Origin of the sequence: Amycolatopsis sp. NPDC051371 (genome assembly GCF_040682155.1) — a bacterium.
Lineage (GTDB): Bacteria > Actinomycetota > Actinomycetes > Mycobacteriales > Pseudonocardiaceae > Amycolatopsis.
The window spans coordinates 41,134-54,091 of sequence record NZ_JBFBAG010000004.1 but is presented as its reverse complement, the minus strand read 5'-3'; the positions used below and the strand labels follow the sequence as shown (position 1 = coordinate 54,091).

The 12,958-nt window shown below is 71.6% G+C and carries 14 protein-coding genes; 13 read left to right on the top strand and 1 reads right to left on the bottom strand.

The features are described from left to right. Positions 1 to 79: 79 nt before the first annotated feature. From AB0M59_RS06695 to folK, 12 genes are all read left to right on the top strand, one after another. Positions 80 to 1,090, top strand: a complete 1,011-nt coding sequence (locus AB0M59_RS06695) for a zinc-dependent metalloprotease (protein ID WP_364610685.1) — start codon at positions 80 to 82, stop codon at positions 1,088 to 1,090. Further along, on the top strand, positions 1,087 to 2,037 hold the full coding sequence (gene tilS / locus AB0M59_RS06690) for a tRNA lysidine(34) synthetase TilS (protein WP_364609850.1): 951 nt from the start codon (positions 1,087 to 1,089) through the stop codon (positions 2,035 to 2,037). Before AB0M59_RS06695 ends, tilS begins: the two co-directional genes overlap by 4 nt. A 12-nt stretch (positions 2,038 to 2,049) precedes the next feature. Then, positions 2,050 to 2,601, top strand: a complete 552-nt coding sequence (hpt, locus tag AB0M59_RS06685) for a hypoxanthine phosphoribosyltransferase (RefSeq protein ID WP_364609847.1) — start codon at positions 2,050 to 2,052, stop codon at positions 2,599 to 2,601. Between the two features lie 169 nt (positions 2,602 to 2,770). Further along, positions 2,771 to 3,136, top strand: a complete 366-nt coding sequence (locus tag AB0M59_RS06680) for a hypothetical protein (protein ID WP_364609844.1) — start codon at positions 2,771 to 2,773, stop codon at positions 3,134 to 3,136. Between the two features lie 22 nt (positions 3,137 to 3,158). After that, positions 3,159 to 4,562 (top strand): hypothetical protein, encoded by a 1,404-nt coding sequence (locus tag AB0M59_RS06675; RefSeq protein ID WP_364609841.1) that lies wholly within the window; start codon positions 3,159 to 3,161, stop codon positions 4,560 to 4,562. Between the two features lie 58 nt (positions 4,563 to 4,620). Beyond that, complete coding sequence (locus tag AB0M59_RS06670; RefSeq protein WP_364609838.1) at positions 4,621 to 5,406, top strand: ESX secretion-associated protein EspG; 786 nt, start codon at positions 4,621 to 4,623, stop codon at positions 5,404 to 5,406. Between the two features lie 278 nt (positions 5,407 to 5,684). Beyond that, positions 5,685 to 6,500 carry an ESX secretion-associated protein EspG gene (locus tag AB0M59_RS06665; RefSeq protein ID WP_364609835.1) on the top strand — a complete coding sequence of 272 codons (816 nt, stop codon included), beginning with the start codon at positions 5,685 to 5,687 and terminating at the stop codon, positions 6,498 to 6,500. Between the two features lie 203 nt (positions 6,501 to 6,703). Next, positions 6,704 to 9,112: an ATP-dependent zinc metalloprotease FtsH gene (gene ftsH, locus AB0M59_RS06660; protein ID WP_364609832.1), complete on the top strand. Its 2,409-nt coding sequence runs from the start codon at positions 6,704 to 6,706 to the stop codon at positions 9,110 to 9,112. Then, complete coding sequence (gene folE / locus AB0M59_RS06655) at positions 9,081 to 9,695, top strand: GTP cyclohydrolase I FolE (protein ID WP_364609829.1); 615 nt, start codon at positions 9,081 to 9,083, stop codon at positions 9,693 to 9,695. Before ftsH ends, folE begins: the two co-directional genes overlap by 32 nt. Before the next feature lie 35 nt (positions 9,696 to 9,730). Then, a complete protein-coding gene (gene folP / locus AB0M59_RS06650; RefSeq protein WP_364610682.1) occupies positions 9,731 to 10,537 on the top strand; it encodes a dihydropteroate synthase in 807 nt (268 codons plus the stop codon). Next, complete coding sequence (gene folB, locus AB0M59_RS06645) at positions 10,530 to 10,889, top strand: dihydroneopterin aldolase (protein WP_364609826.1); 360 nt, start codon at positions 10,530 to 10,532, stop codon at positions 10,887 to 10,889. The genes folP and folB overlap by 8 nt, the downstream gene beginning before the upstream one ends. Then, entirely contained in the window at positions 10,886 to 11,377 is a 492-nt protein-coding gene (gene folK, locus AB0M59_RS06640; RefSeq protein ID WP_364609823.1) for a 2-amino-4-hydroxy-6-hydroxymethyldihydropteridine diphosphokinase, read from the top strand. Before folB ends, folK begins: the two co-directional genes overlap by 4 nt. A 77-nt stretch (positions 11,378 to 11,454) precedes the next feature. On the opposite strand, the gene AB0M59_RS06635 is transcribed toward folK, so the two are convergent. Next, positions 11,455 to 12,390, bottom strand: coding sequence for a MerR family transcriptional regulator (locus AB0M59_RS06635; RefSeq protein WP_364609820.1), 936 nt, complete (start codon positions 12,388 to 12,390; stop codon positions 11,455 to 11,457). A gap of 61 nt (positions 12,391 to 12,451) precedes the next feature. Between AB0M59_RS06635 and AB0M59_RS06630 the strand changes: the two genes are divergently transcribed. Beyond that, positions 12,452 to 12,913, top strand: coding sequence for a DUF3180 domain-containing protein (locus tag AB0M59_RS06630; RefSeq protein WP_364609817.1), 462 nt, complete (start codon positions 12,452 to 12,454; stop codon positions 12,911 to 12,913). The last annotated feature ends 45 nt before the right edge of the window (positions 12,914 to 12,958 follow it).

Sequence of the window (12,958 nt, the reverse complement as noted above, 5' to 3'; positions counted from 1 at the left end):
CCGTGCGGAGATCGTGGCCGGAAACCCGTCCGGGGCAGGTAGCGTCGGAAGGGTGAGTCAGGAAACCGAGACCCGGCCCATGGTCGACTGGGCGCTCGCCGCGCAGACCGGCGCGCTGCTCGTGCGCGGAGGCCCGCAGGTTCCGCGCGAAGATGCCGAGGCGGCCGTCACCGACCTGCGTGAGCTGACCATGGAGGCCGAAGGGCACGTCCGGCAGCTGACGAACCTGGGCCTCGACCTGCCGTTGCTGCCCGGAGAAGTCGTCGATCGCCCCGGCTGGGTGCGCTCGGCCGCGGCCGGGCTCGACGCGCTCACCGGGCGCGCGCTGCCGCAGCAGGGCGGCCCGTTCGGGCCGATCCTGGCCGGTGGCGCCGGCGTGCAGACCGGGCTGGTGCTCGCCTTCCTGGCCAGCCGCGTGCTCGGCCAGTACGACCCCTTCGGCGGCCCCGACCGGGAAGGCCGGCTGCTGCTGGTCGCGCCCAACGTCGTCGCCGCCGAGCGCGCGATGGACGTCCCCGGCCACGACTTCCGGCTCTGGGTCTGCCTGCACGAATGCACCCACCGGCTCCAGTTCACCGCCGTCACCTGGCTGCGCGACTACTTCGCCGACGAGGTCGAACGGCTCGTCGCCGGGCTCGCCGGCGGCGGCTCCGACAGCCTCGCCGACCTGGTCGGCCGGCTGCCCGAGGCGATCAAGCAAGGGCCGAAGCTGAACCTCGCCGAGCTGCTCCAGTCGCCGAAGGAGCGCGCGGTATTCGACCGGCTGCTGGCGCTTTCGACGCTCCTGGAGGGCCATGCCGACTTCGTCATGGACGCCGTCGGCCCGCAGGTCGTCCCGAGCGTCGACACGATCCGCGCGCGGTTCACCGCCCGGCGCAAGGGCGGCGGCGTCTTCGACCGGCTGCTGCGCGCGCTGCTCGGCGTCGACGCGAAGATCCGTCAGTACGAAGAAGGCGCGAAGTTCACCAAGCACGTCGTGGACGCCGTCGGCATGGAAGGGTTCAACGCCGTCTGGCGGTCGCCGAACACCCTGCCCTCGCGCGCCGAGATCGCCGACCCGGCCGCGTGGGTCCGGCGCCTGCACGGATGACGGACAAGGCGGTCGCGGCCGTCCGCCGGGCCGTGCGCGCCTTCCTGGACGCTGTCGACGCCCCGGCCGAACTGTGCGTCGCGGTGTCCGGCGGCGCCGACTCCCTCGCCCTCGTGGAGGCCACGGCGTACGTCGGGCACCACCGCGGCCACCGCGTCCGCGCGCTGGTCGTCGATCACGGCCTGCAGGAGGGCTCGGCGAAGATCGCGTGCGACGCCGCCGAGGCCGCGAAGTCCCTCGGCGTCGACGAAGCCGAAGTGCGCCGGACCGACGTCACCGGCCCGGGCGGCCCGGAAGCCGCCGCGCGCAAGGCCCGCTATCGCGCGCTGGCCGGTCACGACCTCGTCCTGCTCGGCCACACCCTCGACGACCAGGCCGAAACGGTCCTGCTCGGGCTCGGCCGCGGCTCCGGCCCGCGCAGCGTCGCCGGGATGCGGCCGCACGACCCGCCGTGGGGCCGTCCGCTGCTCGCCGTCGCGCGGGCCACCACCCGGGCCGCCTGCGCCGAGCTCGGCGTCGAGCCCTGGTACGACCCGCACAACGCCGAGGCGCGCTTCACCCGGGTCCGGCTGCGCACCGAAGTCCTGCCGTTGCTGGAAGACGTCCTCAACGGCGGGGTCGCCGGCGCACTCGCCCGCACGGCCGCGCAGCTGCGCGAGGACAGTGAGGCGCTGGACACAATGGCGGACATGATCTTCACCCGCGCGGGCGGCTCCGAAGGTCTGGAAGTCGGCGTCCTCGAGGCCGAACCCGCGGCGATCCGGCGACGGGTAATCCGCAGGTGGCTGCTGCAATCGGGTGTGCGCGAACTCACCGACGCGCACCTCCGTGCCGTCGACGAGCTGGTCGCCCGGTGGCGTGGTCAGGGCGGCGTCTGGTTGCCGGGCAACTTGGAGGCGCGCCGGGCGCATGGCAGGCTCTGCGTCACCTCCCAACCCACCACCTGAGGAGAATGACCCGTGTACGAGGGCGAAATCGCCTCCGTGCTCGTCACCGAGCAGCAGATCAAGGACAAGATCACGGAGCTGTCGGCGCAGATCGCCGCCGACTATCCGGCCAACGGGCAGGGTGAACTCCTGCTGGTGGGTGTCCTGAAGGGCGCGGTCATGTTCATGACCGACTTCGCCCGCGCGCTGCCGCTGCCGACGCAGCTGGAATTCATGGCCGTCTCCTCCTACGGCTCGTCGACGTCGTCGTCGGGCGTCGTGCGGATCCTCAAGGACCTCGACCGCGACATCGCGGGCCGGGACGTACTGATCGTCGAGGACATCGTCGACTCCGGCCTGACGCTGTCGTGGCTGCTGAAGAACCTCGCCAGCCGCAACCCCGCGTCGCTCGAGGTCGTTTCGCTGCTGCGCAAGCCGGAGGCGGTCAAGGTCGACGTCCCGGTGAAGTACATCGGCTTCGACATCCCCAACGAGTTCGTCGTGGGCTACGGCCTGGACTACGCCGAGCGGTACCGGGACCTGCCCTACATCGGGACGCTGGACCCGAAGGTCTACACCGCGTAGAGCCCGGCGGAGTGCACCGGCGGAGTTCACCGACCGTTCACCGCAACTACCGGATCTGCGGAACCCCGGCATCGCGGATTGCGTCATAGGCTCTGATCACGTGCGTTAACCTATGCGAAGACCATTCGTGCCCGCGGTGACCGGGTCGGGGGAACGGGAGAGAGCTCAAATGGGGAACAGCAGCGCTGCCGACGCGAACGCCTTCAAGGCCGCGGCCGCGGCGGGTCAGGTCGGAATCGACCCCGACGCCGCGCAGACCGTGCTGAACAAGATCCGCACCGGCAAGGATGCGGTCGAGACCCTGCTCAGCGGAGCGGGCACCCTCGCGCAGCCGCCGAAGCTCGGGGACAACCCGGTCGGCAACGCGATGGCCGCCAAGTTCGTCCAGCGCGCCGACGGCGGGAACGACTCCTACGCCTCCGCGCTGCAGAACCTGCTCGACCAGTACACCGCCGCCGAGGAGGGCATCGTCACGGCGATGTCCCGGTACCACGAGATCGACCAGGCCGCGGCCGACCCGTTCCGCAACGCCTGAGCCCAGAGGGGGACTCGAAGTCATGGCTCCGAACCACAGCGACCAGCCGTCGACCACCGACCCGGGCTCGCTGGTCCCGCTCGGCGACAACTCGTCGGCGCAGAACATCGTCGCGGACGCCCGCGGCCGTTCCGACGGCTTCGACATGGGCAGCGACCGCGCGATCGCGAACCCGCCGAACTGGAACGCGCAGGCCAGCCAGCAGCTGTACGACGGCGCGGTCAACAACAACGACCCCGGCACGGCCGAGGCGACCGGGCACGCCTGGTCGCACCACGGCACCGAGCTGAAGCAGGCGTCCGACCACCTGTACAACGCGATCTCCGAGCTGGGCAACGCGTGGGTCGGCCGCGGTGCCGCGGGCGCGCAGGGCGCGCTGGTGGCCATCGCCAACTCGGGCTCGCAGGCGTCCGAGGCCGCGCACACGATGTCCGACCGGCTCGCCCGGCAGGCCTCGGCGGCCGCCGAGGTCAAGAAGATGCCGGCCCCCAAGGACTACGACCCCAAGCAGTCCATGGCGGCCGCGCTGGCCGGCGGCCCGGCGGCGCTGATCGCCGACCAGAAAGCGCAGGCGGACGCGGCCAACGACGTCAAGGCGCAGCAGGTCGCGTTCTTCAACGCCTACACCAAGTCGATGAGCGAGGTCGACGGCTCGACCCCGAGCTTCGGCCCGGAGTCGCTCGGCATGAAGCCGACGGGCTCGCACAACTCCGTGTCGTTCTCCGGGATCAACACCGTCGGCAGCACGGGCCCGGTGCAGGGCCTGTCGGGCGCGGGCGGCGCGGTGTTCGCCTCCAGCGGCTCGGGCTTCGGCGGCCACGGCGGCGCGTTCGACGCGCAGCACGCGGCAGTCGGCCCGAACGGCGTCCACGGTGCCGGTGTCGGCGCCGGCGGTTTCGGCCAGGACGCGGCGGCACTCGGCGGCGACGGCTCCGGCGGCTCCGTCGCGGGCCCGGGTGCGGGCACGAGCACCGGCGCGGGCCACGTCGGCTCGGGCGCCGGGCAGCCGGGTGGCAGCAACCCGCTGAGCAAGATTGGCATGGGTCTCGGCCTCGGCGGTGCCGCCGGCGGCCTCGGTGCGCTGGCCTCCCGCGCGCTGGGCAAGGGCAACCGGTCCGGCGCGAAGGCGGAGAACGAGACGTCACTCGCCTCGGCCGACGGCCAGGGCCAGAGCGCCGCGTCGGCCCATGCGCCGCAGCAGGGCCTCGTCTCGTCGGCGGGCACGATCGGCGGGCAGACCCCGCCGCCGATGAACCCGGGCGGCATGGGCGGCATGGCCCCGCAGGGTGCTCAGGGCGAGCAGGACGAGGAGCACACGCACGCGTCGTTCCTCATCGAGGCCGACCCGGACGCGGCCTTCGGCGCGAACCAGGCGACCCCGCCGCCGGTCATCGGCGCGTGGTCCGAGGACGACGAAGACCGCTGATCCTTTCGGCCGGGCACGCCGACGGCGTGCCCGGCCGGTTTCACTTGGGGGTGGCTCGATGCCGAACGCTGAGCTGCTCACCCCGGTCGAGGTGGACTTCCTGTGGGAGTCCGCCGGGCTGGGCGAGCTGCCGTACCCGCTGCGCATCCGCTCGCACGGCGAGACCGTGGACGAGCGGTCGATGCTGCGTCAGCGCACGTTGGAAGGGCTAGCCGCGCGCGGGCTGGCCGACGGCCGCGGCCGGCCGGAACCGCACGTCGAGGACTACTTCGGCGTGCTGGCGCAGTCCGAGCTGAGCCTGGACGCGATCCAGCTGATCGCCCCGGACGCCGAACCGCTGCTGGCGATCGCCGGCGTGCTGGGCGGGCAGGGGCTGCTGGCCGTGCAGGACACGCGGGGCCTGCACCTGCAGCCGTGCCCGGTGGACGGCCTGGCGAGCGCGATCATCTCGCTGCTCCCCGGTGCCCCGCGCGGTTCGGAGAAGTCGGTCACGGTCCCGCTGGAGCAGCTGGTCGGCGCCCACGGCGTCGACTTCCTGTCGCGCCGCGGCAACGGCGACGAGCGTGCTTCGGCCGACGAAGACCGCAAGGCGCTGGCGAAGCTGCACGCCCAGCCGCGGCTGCGCGGGGGCCAGATCGCGGCCAACGCGCGGTCCCGCATGGGCGGCCGCACGCGGACACCGGTGCTGAGCTGGTTCGACACGGAGACGGGCCGCTACTTCACCCAGGCGACCACCGGCCGCGACGGCCGCGACTGGATCACGATCGCCCCGGCCGACGCGGCGACCCTGCGCCACCGGCTCGGCGAGATGCTCGCGGGAGCGGCGACGACCAGCACGGTCTGACGCCCTCTGCCGGGACGGTCCACGAGGGGCACCTTGTAGCTCGGCGCGGGTGATGTCTTGAATGAGTCATTCAGGACCTCCGAAGACCTGAATGAGTCATTCAAGACGTTTGGTGGGCCGGCGGCGAGCGGATCGGCGGCGCCTGCCCCGGCCTCGCGGGCCGCGTCGGCCGGTCTCTGCCAAGATCGGGCTCCGGTTTCTCCGAGCGTGCCCGGCCGATGAGCACTTCTTGTCGGTGGTGCGGGCTACGCTGAGCAAGAGTCCGACCCGGGAGAGTAGTGATGCAAGAGTTCTTCTCGCCGCTGGCGTTCGACTTCCTGTGGGAGTCGGCGCAGGTCGGCGAGCTGCCGTACCCGCTGCTGGTCAGATCGCACGGCGCGACCGAAGACGAGCGCGTCTCGCTGCGCCACCGCGTCGACGCCGAGCTGAAGGCTCGCGGTATCCGCGAACCCCGCGGCAGGCTCGCGCCGCCGATCGAGGACGCGCTGCAGCTGCTGGCCTTCGCCCCGCTGACCATCGACGCCCTGCACATCCCGCAGTTCGAGGCGCCCACCATCGGCGTCCTCGCGGCGGCCGACGACACCCAGGGTGTCCTCGCGGTCCAGGACGCCGACGGCATCTGGCTGCGGGACGTCCCACCGGACGGCCTGGTCTCCGCCGTCGTCGGGGTGCTCCCGGCCGGGGCGCGCGGGAGCGAGGCGTCGGTCACACTTCCGCTGGACGACGCCCTGCGCACCGCGCCGATCCGGGTGCCCGTGTCCCTGCCGTCGAACCCGGCCGAGGAGCGGGGACGGGCGCGCCGGACACCGCTGAGCGAACGCGTCACGGCCGACCCGCGGGAGGCCTACGGCCGCATCTCCGGGCAGCCGCGGCAGCGCGGCGGTCAGCTGGCAGCGAACAGCCGTTCGCAGGTCGGAGCCAAGCAGCGCTCCCGGGTGCTGGCCTGGTTCGACACCGCGACCGGCCGCTACCTCAGCCTCTCCCGCGCAGGTACGGACGGCCGCGAGTGGGTCACGGTGGCCCCCGCGGACCCGGCGACGCTGCGGACCCGGCTGGGCGAGATGGTGAACAGTGTGTCGGACGGCACGCGATAGCGTGACCGGTGTGGACGCCGAGCGGGAACCCGGGCGCGGTATCGCCCGTTGACCTGCGAGAGGCTCACAGGGGATGAACGCGGCAGCGGACGGTACCCTGATGAGAACGGGTGTCCAGGCACCACGGGTTGTCAAGATCGTGCTGGCGGGTATCACAGGAGCCGCCCAACCAGGGAGGGTCGAGGCCACCAGGGCCGAGTCGTATGAACCGGAAGAGCGTGCTCAGGAACCCACTGCTGTGGATCGTCGCGGGGTTGCTGGCGTTGTTCGCGTACAACACGATCTTCGACAGTGATCGTGGGTACACCCAGGCACCCATCTCGGTGGCGAACTCCCAGATCTCCTCGAACAACGTCAAGGAAGCGAGCCTCGAAGACAAGGAACAGCAGCTCAAGCTACTGCTGGTCAAGCCCGTCGATGTGGACGGCCAGCAGGTCACCCAGATCATTTCGCAGTATCCGGCGGATGCCACCCGCCCGATCTACGACTCGCTGACCGCGGCCAAGACCGGCGGCCAGCCGATCAAGTTCACCACCAAGGTGACCCAGCAGGGTGTGCTGACGCAGATCCTCATCTTCGCCATCCCGCTCGCCCTCGTGCTGGGCCTGCTGATGTGGATGATGAACAACTCGCAGGGCGGCGGCAACCGCGTCCTCAACTTCGGCAAGTCCAAGGCCAAGCAGCTGAACAAGGACATGCCCAAGACGACCTTCGGGGACGTCGCGGGTGCCGACGAGGCCGTCGAAGAGCTGTACGAGATCAAAGACTTCCTGCAGAACCCGGCGCGATATCAGGCGCTCGGCGCGAAGATCCCGAAGGGCGTGCTGCTCTACGGGCCGCCCGGTACCGGCAAGACGCTGCTCGCGCGAGCCGTCGCCGGTGAGGCGGGCGTGCCGTTCTACACGATCTCCGGCTCGGACTTCGTCGAGATGTTCGTCGGTGTCGGTGCGTCGCGTGTCCGTGACCTGTTCGAACAGGCCAAGCAGAACGCGCCCTGCATCATCTTCGTCGACGAGATCGACGCGGTCGGCCGCCAGCGCGGCGCCGGCCTCGGCGGCGGGCACGACGAGCGCGAGCAGACGCTGAACCAACTGCTCGTCGAGATGGACGGCTTCGACGCCCGCGGCGGGATCATCCTGATCGCGGCCACCAACCGGCCCGACATCCTCGACCCGGCGTTGCTGCGCCCCGGCCGGTTCGACCGGCAGATCCCGGTGTCCGCGCCCGACATGCGTGGCCGTCGCGCGATCCTCGAGGTGCACTCGAAGGGCAAGCCGATCGCCCAGGGCACCGACCTGGGCAGCCTGGCCAAGCGGACCGTCGGCATGTCCGGCGCCGACCTGGCCAACGTCCTGAACGAGGCCGCGCTGCTCACTGCCCGCAAGAACGGGCACGTGATCAGCGACGTCGAGCTGGAGGAGTCCGTCGACCGCGTGGTCGGCGGCCCCGCCCGCAAGAGCCGGATCATCTCCGAGAAGGAGAAGAAGATCACGGCCTACCACGAGGGCGGGCACGCGCTCGCCGCGTGGGCGATGCCGGACATCGAACCGGTCTACAAGCTGACGATCCTGCCCCGCGGCCGCACGGGCGGGCACGCCCTGCTCGTCCCGGAGGACGACAAGGACCTGATGACCCGCTCCGAGATGATCGGGCGGCTGGTCTTCGCAATGGGTGGCCGCACGGCGGAGGAGCTCGTCTTCCACGAGCCCACCACCGGCGCGTCCTCGGACATCGAGCAGGCGACGAAGATCGCCCGCGCGATGGTCACCGAGTACGGCATGAGCGCCCGCCTGGGCGCGGTCAAGTACGGCCAGGAGCAGGGCGACCCGTTCCTGGGCCGCTCGGCCGGCCGTCAGGCGGACTACTCGCTCGAGGTGGCGCACGAGATCGACGAGGAGGTGCGCAAGCTCATCGAGACGGCGCACACCGAGGCGTGGCACGTGCTCAACACCTATCGCGACGTGCTCGACGAGCTGGTCATCGAGCTCCTGGAGAAGGAGACGCTGACTCGCAAGGACCTGGAGCGGATCTTCGCGACGGTCGAGAAGCGCCCGCACATCACCGTGTTCAACGAGTTCGGTGAGCGGACGCCGTCGGACAAGCCGCCGATCAAGACCCCGGGCGAGCTGGCGATGGAGCGCGGCGAGCCGTGGCCGCCGCCGGAGAAGGAGAAGCCGGTCCTGAAGCCGGAGCCGACCCCGGTCGGCACCGCCCAGGGCGCGGGCGACCTGCCCGGCGGCCCGCCGTACCCGGCGCCGGTCGACCCCAACGCCAACCCGTACGCCCCGCCGCCGCCGGGCGCCTACCCGAACGGCGGCCGTCCCTACAGCGGCCCGAACGGTGGCGCCAACGGCACGGCGCACTGGCCGCAAGCCGGTGGTCCGCAGGCGGGTGGCTACCAGGGTGGTCCGGTGGGCCAGAGCGGCCCCCCGAACTACGGTGCCCCTCCGGGCTGGACGCCCGCGACCTCGCCGGGCGGTCAGCCGGGCCAGTCGTGGCGGCCCGGTGGTGACGATCGCTCTCGCGAGCACGGCTGGTTCGCCGACCAAGCCGGCAACCAGCAGAGCGAAGGGGAGCGTCGTGACGGGGACGGACCAGAGAAGTCTCAGTGACGCCGACCGCCCGGTCTTCGACCAAGACCGGGCGGAAAAGGCGATCCGCGAGCTCCTTCTGGCATGCGGCGAAGACCCGGAGCGGGACGGTCTGAAGGACACCCCCGCCCGGGTCGCCCGCGCGTACCAGGAGATGTTCGCGGGTCTCTACACCGAGCCCGATGCGGTGCTGGACCGGACCTTCGACGAGTCCCACGAAGAACTGGTGCTGGTCACGGACATTCCGATGTACAGCAGCTGTGAACACCATTTGGTGCCCTTCCACGGCGTCGCGCACGTCGGGTACATCCCGAACGCCCACGGAAAAGTCACCGGCCTCTCTAAGCTCGCCCGGCTCGTCGACCTCTACGCCAAGCGCCCCCAGGTCCAGGAGCGCCTGACGTCCCAGGTCGCCGACGCCATCGTGCGGAAGCTGGAACCGCGCGGGGTCATCGTGGTGATCGAGGCCGAACACCTCTGCATGGCCATGCGCGGCATCCGGAAGCCCGGCGCCCGCACGACCACCTCCGCCGTGCGCGGGCAGCTGAAGAACTCCCCGTCGTCGCGGGCGGAGGCGCTCGCCCTGATCAGGGCACGCCGGTGAGCGTGGGGCTTCCCGCTCCCGGCCGGTGCGTCGTGATGGGCGTGCTGAACGTGACGCCGGATTCCTTTTCGGACGGTGGCCGGTACCTCGGGCTCGACCAGGCGCTGGAGCACGCCCGTGAGATGTGGGCACGCGGGGCCGACCTGATCGACGTCGGCGGTGAGTCCACCCGGCCCGGCGCGGCCCGGGTGGACGCCGGCACCGAGATGAAGCGCATCATCCCCGTGATCCGCACTCTCGCCGGCGAAGGCATCCATCTCTCGGTCGACACGACACGCGCCTCTGTCGCCGACGCGGCTCTTGAAGCCGGGGCGAAGGTGATCAACGACGTCTCGGGCGGGCTGGCCGATCCGGGTATGGCGCGCGTCGCCGCGGAGTCCGGGGCGCCGTGGGTGCTGATGCACTGGCGGGGGCACAGCAGCACCATGCAGGCCCTGGCCGAGTACGAAGACGTCGTGGCCGACGTTCGCGCCGAACTGCTGTCCAGAGTGGACGAAGCGCTCGCGGCGGGCGTCGCCGAGAGCGCGATCGTGCTGGATCCCGGGCTGGGCTTCGCGAAGAACGCCGAGCACGACTGGGCGTTGCTGCGGGGTCTGGATTCGCTGTTGTCCCTGGGTTTCCCGGTGCTCGTCGGCGCTTCGCGCAAACGGTTCCTCGGCCGCCTGCTGTCCGAAAAGGACGGCACGCCGCGTCCGCCGGACGGCCGTGAGGACGCCACCGCCGCCATTTCCGCGCTCGCCGCGGCCGCGGGGGCTTGGGGGGTGCGGGTGCACGAGGTCGGGGCGTCGCTGGACGCGGTCGCCGTGGCCGCCGCTTGGTGGAAGGGTTCGCCGGATGTCTGACCGGATCACGCTGACGGGCTTGCGGGTGTTCGGCCGCCACGGCGTGTTCGAGCACGAGAAGCGCGACGGGCAGGAGTTCGTCGTCGACATCACGGTGTGGCTGGACCTCGGGCCGGCCGCCGCGTCGGACGACCTGACCAAGACCCTGCACTACGGCGAGCTGGCCGAGCTGGCGGCGGGGATCGTCGCGGGCGAGCCGTACGACCTCATCGAGAGCGTCGCGGGCAAGATCGCCGACGAGGTCATGCGCGACGAACGGCCGGCCGCGGTCGAGGTGACGGTGCACAAGCCGTCCGCGCCGATCCCGCTGACCTTCGACGACGTCGCGGTGACGGTGCGGCGGGACCGGTGAGCCGCGCGGTGCTGTCGCTGGGCTCGAACCTCGGCGACCGGCTCCGCTTCCTGGAGCTGGCGCTGGACGCCGTCCGGCCCGCGCTGGTCGCGGTTTCGAGCGTGTACGAGACCAAGGCGTGGGGCGTCGAGGACCAGCCGGACTTCCTGAACGCGGTCTGCGTCGTCGACGACCCGGCGCGCGACCACTGGGCGTGGCTGCGCACGGGCCAGGCCGCCGAGCGAGCCGCCGGCCGGGTCCGCGAGCTGCGCTGGGGTCCGCGGACGCTGGACGTCGACGTGGTCACGGTGGACGGCGTCACGTCCGACGACCCGGAGCTGCTGCTGCCGCACCCGGGGACGCCGGACCGCGCGAGCGTGCTGGTGCCGTGGGTGGAGATCGAGCCCGCCGCGGTGCTGCCGGGGCACGGCCCGATCGCGACGCTGCTGGCCGCGCGCCCCGCGGACGACTTGGCGTCGGTCCGCCGGACGGACCTCGAGCTGAGTTGAACGTGACGCATCGGTGAGCCGGGGGTGTCCGTTACCCGTCGCCCCCGACCCGTCGCCGAGTTGGTGTTCTTGTGCGGTCAGCCGCGCAGCGCGTCGATCATGAAGCCCACCGCCGGCCGCGTCGTCGGGAACGGGGGCCAGCCGTTGATGATCCCCAGCAGCAGCCAGTAGCGCTCGGCGCGGGCGTCGCCGCTGGTGGCGAAGCGGTCGGCCAGCTCACGGCGGAACTCCGGCGACGACGGGTCCTGGTCCGGCCGGGCCGAGGTCGCCGCGATGTCCGCCGCAAGCGTTTGCCCCACCTCCGACGTGGGAGCTTCGCCCGCCGAGAGCGCCGATGTCGCCCGCGTCACCCAGGCGTCCCAGTTCTCGCGCCACGCCTCCGCAGGCTGCTGGAACTCGCCTTCGCGGATCTGCCGCGCCTGCGTTTCGCTCATGCCGCGGATCAGCGCCCGGAACTCCGGGTCCTGCACCAGCTCGGCGAACTCGATCCAGGCTTCGAGCTGCTCGGGCGACGGGTCGTCGGGCAGTTCCGGCTTCCCGGCGCGCATCCGCTCGTAGAACTGCCGGTCGATCTCCAGCCCCGAGACCATCTCGTCCCAGAACTCGTCGACCAGCCGTTTGCGCTCTTCGTCGGACATCGACGCGAGACGGTTCATCAGGTTCACTTCCTCCAGCTCGGAATCACGCTTGGCCACCGCGCGCAGCACCGCCCGGCGCAGCCGCAGCCGCCGGATCTGCTCGTCCAGCGCCTCGACGTGCCGGGTCGCCAGCTCGCCGACGGTCGCCGACTGCGTCAAGGCCGCGGAGACGTCGGCGAGGCCCAGGCCCAGCTCCCGCAGCGTGCGGACCAGCTCGAGCCGGGCCATCGCCGCCGCGTCGTAGAGCCGGTAGCCGGCGTCCGTCCGGTCGGTCGGCGGCAGCAGGCCCTCGTCCGAATAGAAGCGGATGGTCTTGACCGGCAGGCCGGTCCGCCGGGCCAGCTCGCCGATGGTGAAGGTCGCGGTGGTGCCCACAAGACGCATGGTGAACTCTCCAGTCGGGGGAGAGTCAACCCTCGCACGGTACGGTTGATCCATGCACTTCACCCGGCCTCGCGACCTGGTGGTGGCCGGGCTGCTCGGCCTGGTCCTCGGCTACCTCCTGTTCCTGGTGGCGTACGGCTCGCTGCCGCAGTTGCCGACGCTCGCTGGCGTCACCTTCGCCGTGCTGGCCGTGGTCGAGGCCGGGATCGCGCTCTCCATCCGCTCCCGGATCAAGAACGGCCGCGTCGTTGCCGCTATCGGGATCGCCCGATCGGTGGCGCTCGCGAAGGCTTCGTCACTCGCCGGAGCGTTCATGGGCGGCGCCTGGCTGGCCGCGCTCGCCTACGTTTTCCCGCGTCGTGACGAACTCGTCGCGGCGGTGCTCGACACCCGCGCCGGCGTGGTCGGCGTGGCGTCCTCGGCGGCGCTGGTAGCAGCGGGTTTGTGGCTGGAGCACTGCTGCCGGACCCCCCGTGACCAAGACCGGGAGCACACTCGCGGGACGACCGGTTAGCGCTGGAATCCCACCGCTCGCGGGACCGAGTAGGTCTCGTTCGGA

Excerpts from the sequence above, each read along its gene's own strand:
- AB0M59_RS06695 (WP_364610685.1), top strand. The coding sequence starts at position 80 with ATGGTCGACTGGGCGCTCGCCGCGCAGACCGGCGCGCTGCTCGTGCGC.
- tilS (WP_364609850.1), top strand. The coding sequence starts at position 1,087 with ATGACGGACAAGGCGGTCGCGGCCGTCCGCCGGGCCGTGCGCGCCTTC.
- AB0M59_RS06680 (WP_364609844.1), top strand. The coding sequence starts at position 2,771 with ATGGGGAACAGCAGCGCTGCCGACGCGAACGCCTTCAAGGCCGCGGCC.
- AB0M59_RS06675 (WP_364609841.1), top strand. The coding sequence starts at position 3,159 with ATGGCTCCGAACCACAGCGACCAGCCGTCGACCACCGACCCGGGCTCG.
- AB0M59_RS06670 (WP_364609838.1), top strand. The coding sequence starts at position 4,621 with ATGCCGAACGCTGAGCTGCTCACCCCGGTCGAGGTGGACTTCCTGTGG.
- ftsH (WP_364609832.1), top strand. The coding sequence starts at position 6,704 with ATGAACCGGAAGAGCGTGCTCAGGAACCCACTGCTGTGGATCGTCGCG.
- folP (WP_364610682.1), top strand. The coding sequence starts at position 9,731 with ATGGGCGTGCTGAACGTGACGCCGGATTCCTTTTCGGACGGTGGCCGG.
- folB (WP_364609826.1), top strand. The coding sequence starts at position 10,530 with ATGTCTGACCGGATCACGCTGACGGGCTTGCGGGTGTTCGGCCGCCAC.
- AB0M59_RS06630 (WP_364609817.1), top strand. The coding sequence starts at position 12,452 with ATGCACTTCACCCGGCCTCGCGACCTGGTGGTGGCCGGGCTGCTCGGC.